Origin of the sequence: Rhodococcus sp. D-6 (genome assembly GCF_040256695.1) — a bacterium.
GTDB lineage: Bacteria > Actinomycetota > Actinomycetes > Mycobacteriales > Mycobacteriaceae > Rhodococcus > Rhodococcus pyridinivorans.
The window spans coordinates 5,007,469-5,025,268 of sequence record NZ_CP132970.1 but is presented as its reverse complement, the minus strand read 5'-3'; the positions used below and the strand labels follow the sequence as shown (position 1 = coordinate 5,025,268).

The following is a 17,800-nucleotide window of genomic DNA, read 5'->3' as shown; positions in this document are numbered from 1 at the left end:
TGTCGTGGTGTAACTCGGGTATCCCGGGCACATGACAGCACTGCACGCCGTGGCCCTGAACTGCACGCTCAAGCCGTCCCCCGCCGAGTCCAGCACCGACAAGATGGTGGCGCACGTGTTCGACGCACTGTCGAAGCACGACGTCAGCGTCGAAACCGTCCGAGTCGTCGACTTCGACGTCAAGCCCGGTGTCGAAGCCGACATGGGCGACGGGGATCAGTGGCCGGAGATCGTCGAGCGCATCGTCTCGGCCGACATCCTGCTCGTCGCCACACCGACCTGGGTGGGACACATGTCGAGCGTCGCCCAACGTGTCCTCGAGCGGCTCGATGCCGAACTGTCGAACACCGACGACGAGAACCGTCCACGCATGGTGGGCAAGGTCGGGATCGCCGCAGTCGTCGGCAACGAGGACGGCGCGCACAAGATCGTCGCCGACCTGTTCCAGAGTCTCAACGACATCGGTTTCTCGATCCCCGCGCAGGGCTCGACCTACTGGAACGGCGAGGCGATGTCGGGCACCGACTTCAAGGATCTCGACGAGATCCCCGAAGCGGTGCGCTCGACCACCGAATCCGTCGCCCGCAACGCCGTGCACCTGGCGACACTGTTGCGTCAGCGCCAGTACGCGCCCTACCCGGGATGAGCCCACCCGCCGGCCGGACGCCGACCGTCAGCGGCTGACGGCCTTCTGGTACCTGCGGATCGCGAACGGCACGAACACGATCAGCATCAACGCTGTCCACATCAGCGACGCGAGGACCGGATTCTGCAGGGGCCACACGTCGGGCGGCGGCACCATGGGATTGGTGTTGCCGAACAGTTCGCGGACCGCCTGCGTGACCGCCGAGATGGGATTCCACTCGGCGATGACGCGCAGCACCGTCGGCATCGACGACGGGTCGACGAACGTGTTGGCGATGAACGACAGCGGGAAGATCACCATGAAACTCGCGTTGTTGAAGACCTCCGGTGTGCGGATCCACATGCCGATCACGGCCATCACCCACGACAGGGCGTAGGCGAACAACAACAGCAACAGGTAGCCGGCGAGCGCCTCACCGACCGAGGTGTTGATCCGCCACCCCACGAGAAGACCGGTCAACGACATCACCACGAGGCTGAGCACATTGATCAGCACGTCGGTGCTGGTGCGTCCGATGAGCACCGCGGACGGGGCCATCGGCAGCGACCGGAACCGGTCGATGATGCCCTTCTGCAGGTCTTCGACCATCCCGAGGCCCGTCCAGGTGGATCCGAAGATGACCGTCTGGGTGAAGATGCCTGCGATGAGGAACTCCCGGTACGAGACGCCGGGAACGTCGATCGCGCTGCCGAAGACGTATGCGAAGAGCAGCACGAACATGATCGGCGACAGCGTCGTGAAGACCAGCAGATCCGGCACACGCTTGATCTTGATCATGTTGCGCTTGGCAATGGTCAGGCCGTCGGATGCGACCATCTCGAGTGTGTTCACGACACCGCCTCCTCGACCTTCTCGTCCGTGCCGCGACCGGTGAGCGTGAGGAACACGTCGTCGAGGGTCGGTTTCCGCAGTGCGACGTCGGAGACCCGGATGCCCGCGGCCGACAGCTTCCCGAGCGCCATCACGAGCCCGTCGGTTCCGCCGCCCGAGTCGCCGCTGACCGGCACGGTGATGCGGCCGGTACTGCGCTCGACCCTGACCTCCCCGGACGCCACCGATTCGAGCTCGCGAACCGCGCGGTCGCGCTGATCGGTGTCGGTCACGGCGAGTTCGATGCGTTCGCCACCGACGCGGCTCTTGAGCTCGTCGGCCGTGCCGCGGGCGATGACCGTGCCCCGATCGATCACGACGATGTCGTCGGCGAGGCGTTCGGCCTCGTCCATGTACTGCGTCGTCAGCAGCAGCGTCGTGCCGCGTTGCACGAGGGTGTCGATGACGTCCCACAACCCGAGGCGGGCCCGCGGATCGAGACCCGTCGTGGGTTCGTCGAGGAACAGCACCGGAGGATCGGCGACGAGCGCACCGGCGAGGTCGAGGCGGCGTCGCATACCGCCCGAATAACCCTTGACCGGGCGATCGCCCGCTTCTTCGAGATCGAACTGTTCGAGCAACTCGCGTGCCCGGAGGCGACTGCGTTTGGCGCCGAGGTGGTACAGCCGGCCGACCATCTCGAGGTTCTCGAAGCCTGTGAGATATTCGTCGACCGCCGCGTACTGCCCCGATGCTCCGATCCTGGAGCGGAGCTTTCGCGCCTCGGTGAGGACGTCGTATCCCGCCACTTCGGCGCGACCGGCATCGGGGACGAGCAGTGTCGTCAACACCCGCACCGTGGTGGTCTTTCCGGCCCCATTGGGCCCGAGCAGCGCGGTGACCGTCCCCTCCGGCACTCGCAGATCTACCCCGTCGAGCGCTCTGAGCTGCCCGTATGTCTTGATCAGTCCTTCTGCAACTATGGCGTCGGCCATCAGTTTCTCCCCTGACTGTGGTGGTGAGCACAGTGTGCACGAAGAGACCGACACCGTTCGACGGGTTTTCTCATCGCTCCGCCGGGAGGATCGTTCAGCCCGTCACCCGGGCGGCGTTGCCGGCGTCGATCGGCAGCACGGTGCCGGAGATGTGTGCGGACGCCTCGTCGGCGAAGAACAGAACCGCACGGGTGACCTCGGCCGGGTCGAGCCACGGCACCGGTTGTGCGTGCAGGGAGGTGAACACCGGAGCGACATCGTCGGCGGTCGGATGTTCGAGGTCGGGCCGCAGCATCCCGTAGAGCGCGTCGTTGTGGATCATCGGCGTGGAGATGTTGCCCGGGGCGACGGCGTTGACGGTGATGCCGTTCTGCGCGAGGTCCAGGGCCGCGCTCTTCGTCAGGCCGATCACGCCCCACTTCGACGCCGCATACGCGGCCATGTTGGTGTTGCCCGCTCGGCCGAGCATCGACGACACCGTGACGATACGACCGTAGCCGCGTTCGATCATCCCCGGCGTGACCGCGGCGACGGTGTTGAACACCCCGGTGAGATTGGACGCGATCGCTTCGTCCCACATCTCCTGCGGCATGCGGTACACCGGTGCCGCGACCGACACCCCGGCATTGGCGACCGCGATGTCGATCCGCCCGAGTTCGGCGTGGGCACGAGCCACCAGCGCGTCCATCGCCGGACGGTCGGCGGTGTCGAGTGTCGCAGAGACGGCGCGGCGACCGGTCGCCTCGACGAGTTGCACCGTCTCCGCGAGGTCCTCCTCGGTCGCCAGCGGATATCCCACCACCGGTGAGTCGGAACACCGGTCGCAGACGACCACGTCGGCGCCTGCCTCGGCGAATGCGACGGCGTGCGAGCGTCCTTGGCCCCGCGCCGCTCCCGTCACGAATGCGACCCTGCCCTCGAAACCCATCATGACGTCCTTCCGTCGGCACGTGATCGCCTCCCTTGTACCGCGCCGAGCGAAAGGACGGATGGGTGATTCCCGGACAGCGGACATGCCCGGGGAGCAGGCACGAATCAGACGGGGATCAGAGCCCGGTCCGGGCCTTCACCCGTCCCTGTTCGATGGCGTCGTGCAGCGCCTGCAGGTCGCGTTCGTTGCGGTCCGCGTAGGCCACCGCGAACGACGAGACCGCCTCGTCGAACTCCTCGTCCGTGCCGAGATAGGCCGCCAGTGCGATCCGGTCGCCGGCCCGCGCATGGGCGAAGGCGAGGACTCGGCCGCAGAGTCGGCCGTAGAGCTTCAGGCCCTTGGGCACCATCTCCTCGATCACCGCCGAACCCTTGCCGTCGCGGAGCTGACGGATATAGAAATCCCGGTTCACCCCGTCGGCCCCGGCGCCCTGCTGCCAGCCGAGGAAGATGTCGCTCGCCGACTGCATCAGCCGCTGACCGTTGACGACCCGTTCGCCCTCGTTCCGGAAGGTCGGACCGTCGACGTAGTACGACAGCACCGAACGCTGGGCCTCCTTCGCCTGCAGGAACAACGGATCGTCGTCGTCCGCACCGCGCAGCAGGAGGATCCACGCCCGCGTGCCGACACTGCCCACTCCGACGACCTTCCGCGCGGCCTGGACCAGTTCGAACTGTTCGAGGAGGACTCGGCGGTCCCACTGTAGTGTCGCCCGGTACGAACGGACACGGCCGTACAACTCGTCGTAGATCGCCTCGGCGTCGAGGTCGGCGAAGACCTCTTCGACGGGCACGATGAGCGGCGGATCGCTGATGATCCGGCGGTGACCGTCGATGATGGTGGTCAGCTTCTCCAGTGCCTGGAGGCTGTCGCGGCGCGAGGCCTTGTCGAGCGCTTTCCGCGTGCGTTTTCCCATCTTCGCATCCAGCAGGCCGCCCAACTCCGCTATCTCGGTCGTGGGATCGAGGTGGGAGTACCGCACGGCCAGATTTCCGAGTTGCGCTTGCCTACAGATCGTCTCGCGGTACTCTGCGGCACATGCCCGGGTGATCTTCCGGCGTTCCTTCGCGGTGAACCCGTTGTCGCGACCGGCGATCTCGAGGCTTGCGACCAGGCGCTTGACGTCCCATTCGAACGGCCCCGGATAGGTTTCGTCGAAGTCGTTGACGTCGAAGGCCGTTCTCCGTTCCGGAGTCGCGAACAGGCCGAAATTGCTCGCGTGGGCGTCGCCGCACAGCTGTGTGTGCAGACCACTGTCGGATGTGCGCGACAGATCGTCGGCCATCACCAGTGCAGCACCGCGGAAGAACGCGAACGCCGACGTCGCCATGCGGCCGTACCGGACCGGAACGAGCTGGGGGACGCGCGACTGCGCCTGACTCTCGAGCAACGCGATCGGATCCCGGGACGACTCCCCGAGATCGGCCAGCGACTCGACGGGAGTGCCCCTCCGAGCGGCGAGACCGTTCTGGACCCGCTGTTCGCGAGTCGGATGCACGACATGTCCGTCCGTGACCGACATGGGTCCTCCCACGGGGATATCACCGGAGTGTGGGCCTTCATAGTAGGCAGGCCTGCGGTCCCCTGGGAGGGAAACGGCGTCAGGACCGCGACAGCACCAGCCCTGAGGTCGGAACTCCTGTTCCTGCCGTGACCAGGACGTGGTCGACGTCGTCGACCTGGTTGACGGCCGTGCCGCGGATCTGCCGTACGCCCTCCGCGATGCCGTTCATGCCGTGGATGTAGGCCTCGCCCAGCTGACCGCCGTGCGTGTTGATCGGTAGCCGTCCGCCCACCTGGATGCCGTCGGCGACGAAGTCCTTGGCCTCACCGCGGCCGCAGAAACCGAGTTCTTCGAGCTGCATGAGCACGTACGGGGTGAAGTGGTCGTAGAGCACGGCCGTGGCGATGTCCTGCGGCCCGATGCCCGCCTGCTCCCACAACTGGTCGCCGACGATGCCCATCTCCGGCAGGCCTGTGAGCCCGTCCCGGTAGTAGCTGGTCATGATGTACTGATCGGGTCCGCTCCCCTGCGCCGCGGCCGCGATCATCGCCGGGGTCTGCTTCAGGTCCTTCGCCCGCTCGGCGCTGGTGACGACGATCGCGACGCCGCCGTCCGATTCCTGGCAGCAGTCGAGCAGGTGCAGCGGCTCGGCGATCCACCGCGAGTTCTGGTGGTCCTCGAGCGTGATCGGCTTGCCGTGGAAGAACGCCTTCGGATTCGTGGCGGCGTGCGCCCGATCCGCGACCGCCACGGCGCCGAAGTCGGCGCTCGTCGCACCGGAGACGTGCATGTAGCGTTGCGCGACCATCGCGACGAACGAGGCCGGTGTACTCAGCCCGTGCGGGTAGGAGAACGCGTTGTCGGTTCCCGACGAATTCACCTGTGCGGCAAGGGCAGTGTTGACCTGCCCGTACCGCGCGCCGGACCGCTCGTTGAACGCCCGGTACGCGACCACCACGTCGGCCACGCCGGTCGCGACGGCCATCGCCGCCTGCTGCACCGTCGCGCACGCCGCACCGCCGCCGTAGTGGATGCGGGAGAAGAACTTCAGGTGCGGAATGCCCACCGAACGGGCCACGGCCACTTCGGTGTTGGTGTCCATCGTGAACGAGACCAGACCGTCGACGTCGGCCGGGGTCAGTCCCGCGTCGTCGAGGGCGGCGCACACCGCTTCGGCCGCGAGGCGGAGTTCGCTGCGGCCGGAGTCCTTCGAGAAGTCGGTCGCGCCGATGCCGACGATCGCCGCTGCACCCGACAGGCCGCTCATGCGGTGCCTCCGATCACGAAAGTGGCTGTGGCCGTGATGTGTTTGCCCAGACTGTTGGTGCCGGTGATGTCGACGGTGACCAGTCCGTCCTCGACGGACGCGACGGTGCCCGAGAGGGTCAGGGTGTCGTAGGCGTACCAGGGCACACCCAGTCTCAGCGAGATCGACTTCACCACCGCGCGGGGGCCGGCCCAGTCGGTGACGTAGCGCTGCACGAGGCCGGTGTCGGTGAGGATGTTGACGAAGATGTCCTTCGATCCGCGCTGCTGTGCCTTGTCGCGGTCGTGGTGCACGTCCTGGAAGTCGCGTGTGGCCAGGGCCGTCGACACGATGAAGGTGGGATCGGCGTGGATCTCGAGGGAGGGCAGGCTCTCGCCCGTCGTGACGGTCGGGGTGCTCACACGTCCTCCTCGATCGGCTTCCAGGCGTACAGCGTCCACGGCTGCCCGCCGGTCTCGTCGTCGCCGGGGAAATCGAGGAAGGTGACCTCGACCGACATCCCGATGCGTACCTGTCCAGGGTCGACGTCGCGGAGTTCACCGAGCATCCGGACACCCTCGTCGAGTTCGACGAGCGCGACGACGAAGGGCACCTGCCGCCCCGGCACCTTGGGCGCGTGGTGGACGACGAAGCTGAACACCGTTCCGCGACCGGAGGATACGACGTAGTCGGTGGTTTCCGACTTGTCGAGCCAGAGCGCCGGGACGGGTGGGTGCTGCAGGGTGCCGTCGGGGCGTCGCTGGATGCGCAGTTCGTGGGTGGCCACGCCGTCCCAGAAGAATTGCGTGTCGCGGGAGACGGACGGGCGGAGCATCCGCATGGGGTCGAGATCGTCGGGTACCGCGGATGTGGGCCGGTCTTCCGACGTCTCCGCGCGCTCGTCCTTCGACGGCGGTGCGAACTTCAGGATGCGGAAGAGCATCTCGGCGACGACCTCGTCGCCGACCTTCCACAGGTTGCGGGTGGTGAAGAACCATCCCTCTCCGAGCCCGGTCCGCTTCGGGCCGACGACGTCCTCGAGGGTGGATTCGATCGTCACCTGCTCGCCGTGGCGCAGGTAGCGGTGGTAGATCTGGTCGCAGTTGGTGGCGACCACCGAGGTGTAGCCGGCGTCGTCGAGGATCTGCGTCATCCGGCCGAGCGGGTCGTCCTTCTCGCGTTCGGCGCCGAGGCCGCGCATCGTCCACACCTGCGCCATCGCGGGCGGGGCCACGAGACCACCGTGACCGGCTGCGATCGCCGCGGTCTCGTCGGTGTAGATCGGGTTGTCGTCGCCGATCGCCTCGAGCCAGTTGCGGATCATCGGCATGTTCACGGGATCGCGGCCGGGTCGCGGCGCGGACGGGCCGTCGCCGCGGACCTTCTCGGCCGCCTGCCGGATCTCCTCGGGGATCCTCCCCCGAGCATCTCGTGTCACCGAACCTTGTGTCACCGAATCTCGTGTCACCGAATTCTCCTGCCTCACCGCGGGACCCGCGGCATGCCCAGACCGGCGGTGGCGATCAGTTCGCGCATCACCTCGTTGACGCCACCGCCGAAGGTGATGACGACATTGCGTTTGGCCATCATGTCGAGCCAGCGGAGCAGATCGGCGGTGTCGTCGTCGGCCGGATCGCCGAAGGCACCGACGATCTCCTCGGCGAGGCGCCCGACGCGCTGGATCCGCTCGGTGGCGAACACCTTGGTCGCCGAGGCATCGGCGATGTCGACGGCGTCGTTGCTGCTCGCCGCGACCTGCCAGTTGAGCAGTTCGTTGAGTCGCCAGGTCGCGTGGATCTCGCCGAGTGCGCGTCGCACCTCGGGGCGGTCCCGGAGTTCGTGGGCGCGGACCCATTCGACGAGCCGGTCGTAGATGCCGGCGACGCGACCGGCCGGGCCGAGCATGACGCGTTCGTGGTTGAGTTGGGTGGTGATGAGCTTCCAGCCCTTGTTCTCCTCGCCGACGAGCATCTCGACGGGAACGCGTACGTCGCTGTAGTAGGTGGCGTTGACGTGGTGGGCACCGTCGCACGTGATGATCGGCGTCCAGCTGAAGCCGGGATCCTTGGTGTCGACGATGAGCACGGAGATGCCGCGGTGACGCGAGTCGGCGGGGCCGGTGCGGACGGCGAGCCAGATGTAGTCGGCGTCGTGCCCGCCGGTGGTGAAGATCTTCTGTCCGTTGACGATGTAGTGGTCGCCGTCGCGGACGGCGGTGGTGCGCAGGGCGGCGAGGTCGGTACCGGCCTCGGGTTCGGAGTAGCCGATGGCGAAGTGCACCTCGCCGGCGAGGATGGCGGGCAGGAACTTTCGCTTCTGTTCGTCGGTCCCGTAGACCTGCAGGGTCGGGCCGACGGTCTGCAGGGTGACGCTCGGCAACGGCACGTCGGCGCGGACGGCCTCGTTGGCGAAGATCTGCTGTTCCACGTCGCCGAAGCCGCGGCCGCCGAACTCGACGGGCCAGCCTACGCCGAGCCAACCGTCCTTGCCCATGCGACGCACGACCTCGCGATAGGTGGGGCCGTGCCGCTCCGTGCGCATGATCGCAGCCTCCTCGGGTGAGACGAGGCTGCTGAAGTAGCGCCGCAGTTCGGCTTGCAGTGCGCGCTGGTCGTCGGTCAGATCGATGAACACCGGGCCCCCACGAGGTCGAGTCGGTACGAGGCGCCGCCGAGCAACCGGGCGAGGTCCTTGGCGGTCGACGAGTACTTGTGCAGCGGATAGGTCTCGTCCACACCCACGCCGCCGTGCAGGTGGTGCAGCACCCGCATGGCCGGCGGCAGTTCGGCGGCGATCCAGTAGGCGGTGATGTCGAGATCGTCCGCGGCGTCGAGACCTTCGGCCAGGCGCCAGACCGACGACAGCGCCGCGACGTGCAGGGTGCGGGCGGTGACGTAGATGTCGGCGATCTGCTGTGCGACGGCCTGGAAGGTCGCGAGCGGCTTGCCGAACTGGTGCCGCTCGCTGACGTGCTTCGCCGTGAGTTCGGTTGCCCCGGAGAGCAGTCCGTCGGCGAATGCCGCCACGGCGGCGAGCGCGATCCGGTGGAGTGTCGCCACGGCGTCGATGCCGGATTCGGCGAGCAGGACACCCACGGCGCCGTCGGCGCGCACCGAGAACTCGGGAGAGCCGGTCGAGGTGGGGCTCGAACGCAGGGTCATGCCCACGGCGTCGGGAGCCACCGCGACCACGCCTGCGTCGGTGGGCAGCAGCACCACGCGTGCCCGGTCGGCGTAGGGCACGGCGACGAACGAACCGGTGACCGCGTGGCCCCCGTCGGTGGCGACCGCCGTGGCGGCCGGTTGCTCCGGGAAGGCGCGTCCCGGTTCGCCGAGCGCGGCTGTAAGCACGGCTCCTTCGGCGACGCCGGCGAGCAGGTCGTCCTGTTGCTGTTCGGAGGCGAGCGCGAGGATCGGCAGCACGCCCAGGCCGAGGGTGGCCAGGGCCGGGGTCTGCGCGGCTCCGCGTCCGATCTCGGTGAGCACGGTGGCGACCTCGCCGAGCCCGAGGCCCGACCCGCCGAGACGCTCCGGCAGAGCGAGCGAGAGCAGGTCGGCGTCGGCCAGCGCGGCCCACAACGCGTCGTCGGTGAGGCCGCGTTTCAGGAGACCGGCCGCCACACCGGCGATTTCCTCCTGTGTCTCGTCACGTGTGAAGTCCACCGTCACCCACCTTCGAATAGAACGTGTTCTAGTTGTAGCACTCCCCGGCGCCCTGCGGAAGGACCGCTCAATCGCGCGGCAGGCCCAGGAGCCGCTCGGCCGCCATGGTGAGCAGGATCTGCTCGGTTCCGCCGGCGATCGTCAGGCACCGGGTGTTGAGGAACTCCCGGGTGAGCGGACCTTCCACCCAGCCGGCCTCGCCCGCGAGATCCATGGCGAGCTCGGCGGTGTCCTGCCGCTGCCGCACACCGATGAGCTTGCGGACGCTGGACGCGGCGCCCGGATCCTGCCCTTCGAGCTGCGCGAGGGTCGCCCGCAGATCGAGGAGCGAACCGACCGTCGCCTCCCCGATCTGCGTCGCGATGCGGTCCTCGGCGACGGGATCGCCGGAGGTCGACAGTTCGAGCAGTTCCTCGATGCGCGGCCCCAGCGACGATTTGCCCCCCATTGCGACGCGTTCGTTGGCGAGGGTCGTGCGGGCCAGCTTCCAGCCGTCGCCGAGATTGCCGACCACGCAGTCGTCCGGCACGAAGACCGAATCGAGGAAGACCTCGTTGAACAACGCGTCGCCGGTGATCTCGCGCAGCGGCGAGATCGTGATGCCCGCCGACTTCATGTCGACGAGGAAGTAGGTGATGCCCTTGTGCTTGGGGACGTCGCGGTCGGTGCGGGCGAGACAGATCGCCCAGTCCGCCTGCTGTGCGAGCGAGGTCCACACCTTCTGTCCGCGCAGCACCCATCCGCCGTCGGCCTTCTCGGCACTCGTGCGCAGCGCCGCGAGGTCCGAGCCGGCGCCGGGTTCGGAGAACAGCTGACACCAGACCACGTCGCCGCGCAGGGTGGGCATCACGAAACGCTCGATCTGCTCGAGTGTTCCGTGTGCGAGGACGGTCGGAATCGCCCACCAGCCGATCACGAGGTCGGGACGTTCGATGCCGGCGGCGGCGAGCTCCTCCTGAACGACGAGCTGTTCGGCGGCGCCGGCTCCGCGACCGTAGGGCGGCGGCCAGTGCGGCGCGAGCAGGCCCGACTCGGCGAGGGCGACACGGCGCTCGGATTCGGGTGCGGCGGCGATCTTCTCGACCTCCGCACGGATCCGCGCGCGTTTCTCCTCGTGATCGGACAGGTCGATACCGAGGTGACGGCGCGCGCCGTCGCGGACCAGGGTCGTCAGCCGCGAGCGCCACGCGGTGGAACCGCCGAGCACCTGGCGGGTGGCGACCGCACGGCGGAGATAGAAGTGTGCGTCGTGTTCCCATGTGAACCCGATGCCGCCGAGCACCTGGATCGCGTCCTTGGCGGTCTGCACCGCGGCATCGAGTGCGATCGCGGCGGCGGCCGCCGCCGCGATCGGCAGTTCGTCGGGCTGCGCGTCGACGGTGACCGCCGCATCCCAGGCCACGGCCCGGATCTTCTCGGTGCGGCAGAGCATTTCGGCGCAGATGTGTTTGACGGCCTGGAACGAACCGATCGGTTTTCCGAACTGTTCGCGGATCTTCGCGTACTCGACGGCGGTGGTCAGCGCCCAGCCGGCGAGACCGGCCAGCTCCGCGGCGGCGAGGCCGGCGGTCAGGTCGCGCACGAAGCCGGCCGGGACGGTCGCGACCCGATCGACCGGGACCGTCGCGTCGTCGAGGCGGACGCGGGCCACCGCGCGGGAGGCGTCGATGGTCTCGAGCGGTTCGATGTGCAGACCCGGATCATCGGCCTCGACGAGCGCCCAGCTCTCGACGGCCGGATCACCTTCACCCGCGACACGGACGAGCACGGCGACCCCGGCTTCGGCACCCACGGCCGGTCCGGCCTCACCGCGCAGCAGGACTCCGTCACCCGCAGGCTCCGCGGTCACGGCCGAGTCGAGAGCGAGCGCGGTGGGGACCTCACCCTCGGCGAGCCGTTCCGTCGTCTTGGCGACGGTCTCACCGGCACGGCCGAACACGAGGGCGGCCACGACGGTGGTCAGGATCGGGCCCGGTGCGAGTTCGTAGGCGGCCTGCTCGAGCATGACGGCCAGGTCCACGGTGGTCGCGCCGAGGCCGCCCGCCTCCTCCGGGACGGCGACGCCGAAGACTCCGAGTTCTGCGAGGGAGGACCAGCCGTCGCGCCACGTCGCGTCGCTTGCGCGACGTATCGTCGACATGGGGTCTACGGCACGTGACCAGGCCTGGACAGATGCCTGAACGGCCCGCTGCTCCTCGGTCGTGGCGATACTCACAGCGGTTTCCGCCCTTCCGAATGACATCATTGCTAGAACGTGTTCTAATATGGCACCGATTCAGAGTCAAGGCGTGAGGAAACGAATCTATGGCCACCCCGTCCCGCTCCCGTGCCAACGGACACGGAACTCTGACCGCCCTCACCGAGGACGATCTCAGTTCCAATGCCCAGAAGGAACGGCGCAAGCGGATTCTCGACGCCACCCTGGCGCTCGCGTCGAAGGGTGGTTACGAGGCCGTGCAGATGCGGGCGGTGGCAGAACGCGCGGACGTCGCGGTCGGCACCCTCTACCGATACTTCCCGTCCAAGGTCCACCTGCTGGTCTCCGCCCTCGGCCGTGAATTCGCCCGCATCGAAGGCAAGGGCCGGATCCCACCCGGCCACAGCCCCCTCGAGCGCATGCACCTCATCCTGGGCCTGATCACCAAGGCCATGCAGCGCGATCCCCTGCTCACCGAGGCCATGACACGGGCGTTCATGTTCGCCGACGCTTCCGCCGCCGCCGAGGTCGACCAGGTGGGCACCCTCATGGACCGACTGTTCGCACGGGCCATGAACGACGGCGAGCCCACCGAGGAAGAACTCGCCATCGCACGCGTCATCAGCGACGTGTGGCTGTCGAATCTCGTCGCCTGGCTCACGCGCCGTTCGTCGGCCACCGATGTCGCCCGCCGGCTCGAACTGACGGTGGAGCTGCTGCTCGGCGACGGCTCGCGCGTGCCGAAGACGGTCGCGTCGGAAGCCTGACGTCCGATCCGCCGCTTCCTGTAACCGGAAACACGTGGTCGCAATACCCACCGGGTCGGATTCGTGCCCCACTCTGACCTAACGTGGAGCAGGTGAGTGCCCACGATCTTCCGATTGACCTTCGACGTGCTCTGGTGGCTGTCGCGCGGACGCCCCGCCTGCTCGTGGCGACCGACTACGACGGCACCATCTCCCCCATCGTGAGCGATCCCGAGAAGGCCTACCCGCACGACGATGCGGTGCGGGCGCTGCGGGGCCTCGCCGCTCTGCCGTCGACGGCCGCTGCCGTCATCTCGGGACGCGCTCTCAAGGATCTCGCCGCTCTGTCGCGTTTGCCGGTCGAGGTCAAACTCGTCGGCAGCCACGGCTCCGAGTTCGACATCGGATTCGTCCACGAGATCGATCCCGACGCGAGGGACCTCCTCGCCACGATCGTCGAGGGACTGCACTCGGTGGCATCCCGGTTCGACGGCGTGCAGGTGGAGGCCAAGCCCGCGAGCGCCGCGCTGCACGTGCGCAATGCCTCTCCCGCCGATGCCGAGCAGGCCCTCGATCTCGTGCGCAGCGGCCTCGCGCTCCGGCCCGGTGTGCAGGTCACCGAGGGCAAGGCAGTCATCGAGTTGTCCGTGGTGCCCACCGACAAGGGCAAGGCGCTCGACGTCATCCGCCACCAGGAAGCCGCCAGCGCGGCGGTCTTCTTCGGCGACGACGTGACCGACGAGAAGGCCTTCCGTTCGCTGCAGGGCCCGGACGTCGGGGTGAAGATCGGCGACGGCGACACCGCCGCCGAGTACCGCGTCCGCACCAGCGAAGAGGTCATCGCCGCACTCGCGTTCCTGCTCGAGGAACGTCGCACCTGGTTGTCCGGCGCCCACGTCGCGCCGATCGAACGCCTGACCATGCTCGCGAGCCCCCGCTCGAAGGCACTCGTCACCCCCGACGGCACGATCACCTGGCTGTGCCACCCCGAACCCGATTCCGCGGCGGTGTTCGCCCATCTCCTCGGCGGTGACGCAGCCGGTCACTTCACCATCGGCCCGACCCGCCAGGCACTGCCGCTCAGCCAGCGCTACGTCGACTCGACGATGACGGTGGTGACCCGGTGGGCGTCGCTCGCGGTGATCGACTACCTCCCGCACGATGTCGAGGCCGGCCGTACCGACCTCACGCGCGTGATCACCGGGCGCGCGAGCGCGGTGGTGACCTTCGCCCCGCGACCGGAGTTCGGACAGGGACAGGTCACCCTCGAGGTCGAGGACGACGGCATCCGCGTCATGGGCTTCAACGAGCCCTACGTCCTGCGCTCCCCCGGCGTGCGGTGGGACATCACCACGGACGGCGTGCACCAGACGGCCCACGCCGTGGTCGACCCCACCGAGAACGACATCATCCTCGAACTCCGCTGCGGCACCGACGATCTCGATGAGCACCCGGTGCCGGAGGTCGAGCGTCGGGCACAGTCCGAGGCCTACTGGCACACGTGGGCGTCCCAGCTCGAGCTGCCGCCGCTCAAGCCCGATCTCATGAAGCGTTCGGCGCTCACCCTGCGGGGGCTGGTCCACGGTCCGACGGGCTCGATCCTCGCCGCGGCGACCACCTCGCTCCCCGAGGAGATCGGCGGTGTCCGCAACTGGGACTACCGCTACTGCTGGCTGCGCGACGCCGCGCTCACGGCGCAGGCGCTCGTGCGGGTCGGATCCCTCGAGGAGGCCGAGAACTATCTCGACTGGGTCCACCGCGTCCTCGAGACCGTGCCGGGCCCCGAACGTCTGCACCCGCTGTACACGCTCGCCGGCGGACCGCTGCCGCCCGAGGCCGTGATCGACTCGCTTCCCGGATACGCCGGTTCGCGGCCCGTGCGGGTCGGCAACGCGGCGAACCAGCAGGTGCAACTCGACGTCTTCGGCCCGATCGTCGACCTGATCGCCGACCTCGCGCACAGCCGCGAGTCGCGCGGCGTGTCCCACGACCGTGCCCTCACCGACCGGGACTGGGAGCTCGTCTGCTCGATGGTCACCGCGGTCGAACGGCGCTGGTTCGAACCGGACCACGGCATCTGGGAGATCCGCCACGCACCCCGCCACCATGTGTACTCGAAGGTCATGGGGTGGCTGACCGTCGACCGGGCACTGACGCTCGCCGAGAAGTTCGGCCGGACCGCCGGCGAGGGCTGGGCGGCGCTGCGCGACGAGATCGCCGAGGAGGTCACCGAGAAGGGCTGGAACGACGAGGTCCAGTCGTTCACCTCGGCCTACGACGGCACCGATCTCGACGCGGCCACCCTGTTCATCGGCCTCACCGGACTCGTCGACCCGCAGGACGAGCGGTTCCGGGCGACCGTGCAGGCCACCGAACGGGAGTTGCGCAGCGGCGCGACCGTCTACCGCTATCACAGCGACGACGGCCTGCCGGGCGCCGAAGGCGGCTTCCACCTGTGCGCGGCGTGGCTGGTCGCGGCCTACCTGCTGGTCGGGCAGCGCAACGACGCCGAGGCGCTGTTCGCGCAGCTGGTCGCGGCGGCCGGACCGACCGGGCTGCTCAGCGAGGAGTACGACCCCGTCGCGGAGCGCGCGCTGGGCAACCACCCGCAGGCGTACAGTCACATCGGTCTGCTGCGCTGCGCCCAGCTGCTGTCGGGCGCGAAGGCCATGGGCGACCGGCAGCACTGAGCTACAAGCGGGGCCGCTCGGTCACTCGGCGTACCACTCGCTCTCGACCCGACCCGAGGTGGCACCGAACCACAGCTGGGTCCCCAGGGTCTCGAGCGCGGGCACACCGGAGTGCGAGGGGGCGGCGAGGAGCAGTTCGCCTGCGCGCCGCCCCTTGTCCTTCTGCGGTTGCCGCACGGTCGTGAGGCCTTCGCGGATCGCTTCGTCGATGCCGTCGAAGCCGGTGATCGACAGGTGGCCGGGCACGTCGAGACCCATCTGATTGGCCCAGGCGAGAGCGCCGAGCGCGAGCACGTCGGTGGTGCACACGAGCGCGGTGATCCGTGGGTTCATGCGCATGATCTGCGCCGCGGCGGACAGGCCGTCCTCCGCGGTGTGGGTGTAGCGCTCGACGACGGTGAGCGATTCGGGGGCCAGCCCTGCGGCGCTCATGGCGTCCTGGACGCCGCGGATGCGTTCGCGCTGCACGTGGAAGGCGCCGGATTCGAGGGTCGCCAGGTCGACGACCCCGTCGTGCCGTTCGCGGCCGAGGCGCATCGACAACATGCCGATCTGACGGTGGCCGAGTTCGATGAGGTGGGCGGCGAGATCGCGCATCGCCCGCCGGTCGTCGATGCCCACCACCGGGGTGTTCTCGAGACCGCGCGGCTGGTCGCACGCGACGATCGGGAGGTGCCGTTCGAGCACGGCAGCGAGATAGGGGTCCTCGGCGGGGACCGAGTAGACGACGAAGCCGTCGACGGACGAGCGGTGCACGACCTGTGCGGCCTCGTCGTCGGTACGGCCCGGTCCGGCGGGGATGAGCAGTAGTCCCTGTCCGGCCGCTTCGCAGGCCTCGGACAGTCCCGACAAGAAACTCATGGCGGCGGGATCCCGGAAGGAATAGCTCAACGCTTCGGTGAGCAGGACCCCCACGGCTCCTGCCTTGCGGGTGCGCAGCGACCGCGCCATCGGATCCGGGCCGGCATATCCGCGTCGTTTGGCGACTTCGAGGACACGTTCGCGTAGCTCGGCGGACAACTGGTCGGGGCGGTTGTACGCGTTCGAGACCGTGGTGCGGGAGATCTTCAACTCGGCGGCAATCGACGCCAGGGTCGCCTGTCGGCGCGGCTGACGAGACCTGGACATGAGAGGACCGTAGTCCTGTGTCCATGGTCACGACCACCCAGGGATGGTAGGAGGGCTCGGTGTCGTCCGCTAAAGTGGAACGGTAACGGTTACCAATAACGTTTGGGTCGGTCGCTCGGTCGTTCCGGACCCCGTTCGTCGAAGACCGCCGATCCTCAGGAGAAGAACTGTGCGACTGTCCTCCCGCACGGCCCTCGCAGCCGCCGCCGTAGCCTGCGCGACCGCCCTCGCCGCGTGCGGCACCGATACCTCCGGCGCCGACGACGACGAGATCAGCGTCGTCGCCTCCACGAACGTGTGGGGGTCGATCGCACAGGCGGTGGCCGGAGACCGCATCGAGGTCCGCTCGCTCATCACCGAACCGAACGCCGACCCGCACTCCTACGAGGCCAGCCCCCTCGACGCCGCGGCGATCTCCGACGCCTCGCTCGTCGTCTACAACGGCGGTGGCTACGACCACTTCGTCGACGACATCCTCGGCGCCACCGGGGACAAGCCTGCAGTCGTGGAGGCCTTCGCCCTGTTCGAATCCGGCGCGTACTCGGATCTGCACGCCGGACACGATCACGGCGACGAGGACGGCACCGACGACGCCATCGAGAGCGACTCGGAGACAACCGTTTCCGAGGACCACTCGCACGAGAGCGGTGAGGTGTCCGACGCCGGCGACGGGCACTCGCACGAGGGTCACGACCACGGCGGCATCAACGAGCACGTCTGGTACGACCTCGCGACCGCCGACGCCGTCGCGCACGCCGTCGCCGAGCAGCTCGCCGAACTCGACCCCGACGGCGCCGCCGTCTACGAGGCCAACGCCGCGGGCTTCCACGAGAACCTGCACTACGTCGCGGATGTTGTCGACAAGCTCGCCGACACACACGGCGACGCACCCGTCGCCCAGACCGAGACGATCGGCCATTACCTCGTCTCGGCCGCGACGCTCGACGACATCACTCCCCCGGATTTCACCAACGCCATCGAGAACGGCACCGATCCGTCCCCGGCGGCGATCGCGGCGACACGGCAGTTGTTGGTCGACAAGCAGGTTCGCGTCCTGATCTACAACCCGCAGACCGAGGACCGGATCAGCCGCGAGATGCGCACGGCAGCAGAGTCGTCGGGCGTCCCCGTGGTCGAGGTTTTCGAAACCCTGCCCGAAGGTGTCGACTACATTCAGTGGCAGGCCCGGACCGCCGAGACCCTCGCCGCCGCGCTCGAGACCGCCTCCTGACCATCCGATCGAGA

15 protein-coding genes are annotated in these 17,800 nt (G+C 68.5%); 4 read left to right on the top strand and 11 right to left on the bottom strand.

Going from position 1 to position 17,800, the window contains the following annotated elements:
- Positions 1-31: 31 nt before the first annotated feature.
- Entirely contained in the window at positions 32-646 is a 615-nt protein-coding gene (locus RBB84_RS23665) for an NAD(P)H-dependent oxidoreductase (protein ID WP_019290163.1), read from the top strand.
- A gap of 27 nt (positions 647-673) precedes the next feature.
- On the opposite strand, the gene RBB84_RS23660 is transcribed toward RBB84_RS23665, so the two are convergent.
- The 10 genes from RBB84_RS23660 to RBB84_RS23615 form a co-directional block, all read right to left on the bottom strand.
- The gene (locus RBB84_RS23660) at positions 674-1,462 is read right to left on the bottom strand and encodes an ABC transporter permease (RefSeq protein WP_170318477.1); all 789 of its coding nucleotides are present in this window, start codon (positions 1,460-1,462) and stop codon (positions 674-676) included.
- Between the two features lie 11 nt (positions 1,463-1,473).
- Positions 1,474-2,451 (bottom strand): daunorubicin resistance protein DrrA family ABC transporter ATP-binding protein, encoded by a 978-nt coding sequence (locus RBB84_RS23655; RefSeq protein ID WP_033096913.1) that lies wholly within the window; start codon positions 2,449-2,451, stop codon positions 1,474-1,476.
- Between the two features lie 94 nt (positions 2,452-2,545).
- Positions 2,546-3,382 carry a mycofactocin-coupled SDR family oxidoreductase gene (locus RBB84_RS23650; protein WP_197481867.1) on the bottom strand — a complete coding sequence of 279 codons (837 nt, stop codon included), beginning with the start codon at positions 3,380-3,382 and terminating at the stop codon, positions 2,546-2,548.
- 115 nt (positions 3,383-3,497) lie between these two features.
- Entirely contained in the window at positions 3,498-4,904 is a 1,407-nt protein-coding gene (locus tag RBB84_RS23645; RefSeq protein WP_064256763.1) for a DUF2252 domain-containing protein, read from the bottom strand.
- Between the two features lie 79 nt (positions 4,905-4,983).
- Positions 4,984-6,153, bottom strand: coding sequence for a lipid-transfer protein (locus RBB84_RS23640; RefSeq protein ID WP_064256762.1), 1,170 nt, complete (start codon positions 6,151-6,153; stop codon positions 4,984-4,986).
- Positions 6,150-6,554, bottom strand: coding sequence for a MaoC family dehydratase (locus tag RBB84_RS23635; RefSeq protein ID WP_064256761.1), 405 nt, complete (start codon positions 6,552-6,554; stop codon positions 6,150-6,152). Before RBB84_RS23635 ends, RBB84_RS23640 begins: the two co-directional genes overlap by 4 nt.
- Positions 6,551-7,570, bottom strand: a complete 1,020-nt coding sequence (locus tag RBB84_RS23630) for a bifunctional MaoC family dehydratase N-terminal/OB-fold nucleic acid binding domain-containing protein (RefSeq protein ID WP_064256760.1) — start codon at positions 7,568-7,570, stop codon at positions 6,551-6,553. The genes RBB84_RS23635 and RBB84_RS23630 overlap by 4 nt, the downstream gene beginning before the upstream one ends.
- Before the next feature lie 44 nt (positions 7,571-7,614).
- Positions 7,615-8,766 (bottom strand): acyl-CoA dehydrogenase family protein, encoded by a 1,152-nt coding sequence (locus RBB84_RS23625; protein ID WP_006550465.1) that lies wholly within the window; start codon positions 8,764-8,766, stop codon positions 7,615-7,617.
- A complete protein-coding gene (locus RBB84_RS23620) occupies positions 8,751-9,794 on the bottom strand; it encodes an acyl-CoA dehydrogenase family protein (protein ID WP_064256759.1) in 1,044 nt (347 codons plus the stop codon). The genes RBB84_RS23625 and RBB84_RS23620 overlap by 16 nt, the downstream gene beginning before the upstream one ends.
- Positions 9,795-9,861: 67 nt before the next feature.
- On the bottom strand, positions 9,862-12,009 hold the full coding sequence (locus RBB84_RS23615; RefSeq protein WP_064256758.1) for an acyl-CoA dehydrogenase: 2,148 nt from the start codon (positions 12,007-12,009) through the stop codon (positions 9,862-9,864).
- Positions 12,010-12,098: 89 nt separating this feature from the next.
- Here RBB84_RS23615 and kstR point away from each other — a divergent pair, with 89 nt between their 5' ends.
- Positions 12,099-12,758 carry a cholesterol catabolism transcriptional regulator KstR gene (gene kstR, locus RBB84_RS23610; RefSeq protein ID WP_006550468.1) on the top strand — a complete coding sequence of 220 codons (660 nt, stop codon included), beginning with the start codon at positions 12,099-12,101 and terminating at the stop codon, positions 12,756-12,758.
- Positions 12,759-12,850: 92 nt separating this feature from the next.
- Positions 12,851-15,427, top strand: coding sequence for a trehalose-phosphatase (gene otsB / locus RBB84_RS23605; protein WP_064256786.1), 2,577 nt, complete (start codon positions 12,851-12,853; stop codon positions 15,425-15,427).
- A 21-nt stretch (positions 15,428-15,448) separates the two neighbouring features.
- Here otsB and RBB84_RS23600 read toward each other — a convergent pair whose 3' ends face one another.
- Complete coding sequence (locus tag RBB84_RS23600) at positions 15,449-16,555, bottom strand: LacI family DNA-binding transcriptional regulator (RefSeq protein ID WP_024102867.1); 1,107 nt, start codon at positions 16,553-16,555, stop codon at positions 15,449-15,451.
- A gap of 169 nt (positions 16,556-16,724) precedes the next feature.
- On the opposite strand from RBB84_RS23600, the gene RBB84_RS23595 reads away from it, so the two are divergent.
- Complete coding sequence (locus RBB84_RS23595) at positions 16,725-17,786, top strand: zinc ABC transporter substrate-binding protein (RefSeq protein ID WP_064256757.1); 1,062 nt, start codon at positions 16,725-16,727, stop codon at positions 17,784-17,786.
- Positions 17,787-17,800: the final 14 nt, after the last annotated feature.

What these genes read in the sequence shown, in the direction of transcription:
- RBB84_RS23640 (WP_064256762.1), bottom strand. Translation starts at nt 6,153, where the DNA reads ATGAGCGGCCTGTCGGGTGCAGCGGCGATCGTCGGCATCGGCGCGACC.
- kstR (WP_006550468.1), top strand. Translation starts at nt 12,099, where the DNA reads ATGGCCACCCCGTCCCGCTCCCGTGCCAACGGACACGGAACTCTGACC.
- RBB84_RS23665 (WP_019290163.1), top strand. Translation starts at nt 32, where the DNA reads ATGACAGCACTGCACGCCGTGGCCCTGAACTGCACGCTCAAGCCGTCC.
- RBB84_RS23600 (WP_024102867.1), bottom strand. Translation starts at nt 16,555, where the DNA reads ATGTCCAGGTCTCGTCAGCCGCGCCGACAGGCGACCCTGGCGTCGATT.
- RBB84_RS23645 (WP_064256763.1), bottom strand. Translation starts at nt 4,904, where the DNA reads ATGTCGGTCACGGACGGACATGTCGTGCATCCGACTCGCGAACAGCGG.
- RBB84_RS23650 (WP_197481867.1), bottom strand. Translation starts at nt 3,382, where the DNA reads ATGATGGGTTTCGAGGGCAGGGTCGCATTCGTGACGGGAGCGGCGCGG.
- RBB84_RS23655 (WP_033096913.1), bottom strand. Translation starts at nt 2,451, where the DNA reads ATGGCCGACGCCATAGTTGCAGAAGGACTGATCAAGACATACGGGCAG.
- RBB84_RS23660 (WP_170318477.1), bottom strand. Translation starts at nt 1,462, where the DNA reads ATGGTCGCATCCGACGGCCTGACCATTGCCAAGCGCAACATGATCAAG.